Source organism: Mesonia sp. HuA40 (genome assembly GCF_008017835.1).
Classification (GTDB): Bacteria; Bacteroidota; Bacteroidia; order Flavobacteriales; family Flavobacteriaceae; genus Mesonia.
In genome coordinates this window covers 1-1,652 of the sequence record NZ_VRLT01000014.1, presented here as the reverse complement: position 1 = coordinate 1,652, position 1,652 = coordinate 1, and the positions used below count along the sequence as shown (strand labels likewise).

Below are 1,652 nucleotides of genomic sequence, written 5' to 3'. Positions count from 1 at the left end.
AACGTGATTGTGTATGGCTCGTTGCGTGCAAATTAGCAATTAATTTTCGGTTTAGCCACAAGCCAATTTTTTAAATTTTACTATTTATCTTTTCTCTTGGAAATCGTCAAATTTAAAAATTTGGCGACTTTCCAAATATGCCAAAATTTCGGTTTAAGAAACTGACCAGCAATGAGCTATACACGTTGTTGGCAACTGGCTTTTTTAATAAATATATTTATGTTCTCTAATGCTGTTTCCATTTTTGTCTGTCAAACTCTTTTTTGAAATCAGCCCATTTTCGTAAGTTATTTCTATTACTCCATCAATATAGTCTTTCGAGTTAGTCAATTCAATTCGCATAATTTTTCTGTTTTCATCAAAATATTTTATTTCTAATTCTTTTGGTGGAATTTTGTTCCAATATTCAATAAAGTATTCTCTTTCTCGAACAGTTGTATTTTCATTATAGGTATAGCTTTCTTTCCAATTTATTTTTTTTGTTTTTCTATTAATTTGGGTCAATGTGGAAATTCGTCCGTTTGTGTCATATTCGTAAATTAAGTCGTAAGGATTTGTATTGTGATTAAAGTAAACCTTTTCTTTAATGATTTTTCCTTTTTTGCGAATTATGGTTTTATTTTCTCGTTCAATCCAAACTTTATAAAATTCCAAATCTTCAGGTGCTATTACACAACCATTTTCGCTATCAATTCCGTATTTGTCGGCAACACTATCTTTTAATTTACTTCGAGTAACCAGTTCCTCCGTCGTTACTTTTTTCTTGTTCCCTTTGTATTTGTATTCGATTAGAATTGTGTCTTTTTCTGGACGGTTAATTTTAAGAGATTTTTGAATTATACCGTTATCATATTCGTGAATCCAAGTTCCAGTATTTCGATATTTGGAATTCAAAGGCATAAAATTTATATAGTCTTCTTTTACTAAATTCCCATTTTGGTCGTACTCAAAAGTTTTGACTGTTTTGTTGTCAAGTGAATCAACAAGCGAATTCAATTCAATAATTTTTTGCACTTTATTTTGTGCATAGATTCCATTGATTCCGATTAATATGAAAAAAAGCAGGATGTATTTCATAGCTTGTTGCCAACGGCTTTGGCTATGATTTCGTTGCGGAAAAATACGCAGGATTTATTCCGTTGTAGCTCAAAGATAGAAAAAAGGATGGAATTTTCGGTAGAAAATTCCGCCGCAATGAATTATAGCCGTTGTTACCTAAAGTAGCGACACGTTCTGCTTGGAAGGTTCTGCTTTGCCGTCCAAATAATTAATTTCCGCTTTACTCTTTTTCCGTCCACTTTTTTATTCGGCAATGCGCTGATTTATTTTTAAAACGTAGATTTTAATATCTTTTTTTCGTCTATTTCAAATTTTTGATTCGACCTTAATTCCGCTTAATTTTTAAATTCGCTTTTTACTATTTTGAAAGATATTGTTTTATTCAGCTTTCTTGTCAGCGTTGTGTTTTTCATTCGGCGTAATGCTTTTCAATTCCGCTGTTTTCTTTTTAAGTCAGTTATTTCTTTTAAGAACTAATTTTTGTTTTTTACTTCATCTTTTCAAGCAGTCGGATTCATTATTTTTCCGCTTTGCTTTTCATTCCGAGGTATTTTTGCCAACGGCTTTGGCTATGATTTCGTTGCGGAAAAATA

General features: G+C 31.4%; 1 protein-coding gene. It reads right to left on the bottom strand.

Annotated features, from left to right (window positions below):
- Positions 1-204: 204 nt before the first annotated feature.
- Positions 205-1,077: a hypothetical protein gene (locus FT993_RS01690; RefSeq protein WP_147860810.1), complete on the bottom strand. Its 873-nt coding sequence runs from the start codon at positions 1,075-1,077 to the stop codon at positions 205-207.
- Positions 1,078-1,652: the final 575 nt, after the last annotated feature.

Bases quoted from the DNA above. Each gene is read 5' to 3' on its own strand.
- FT993_RS01690 (WP_147860810.1), bottom strand. From the start codon at position 1,077: ATGAAATACATCCTGCTTTTTTTCATATTAATCGGAATCAATGGAATC.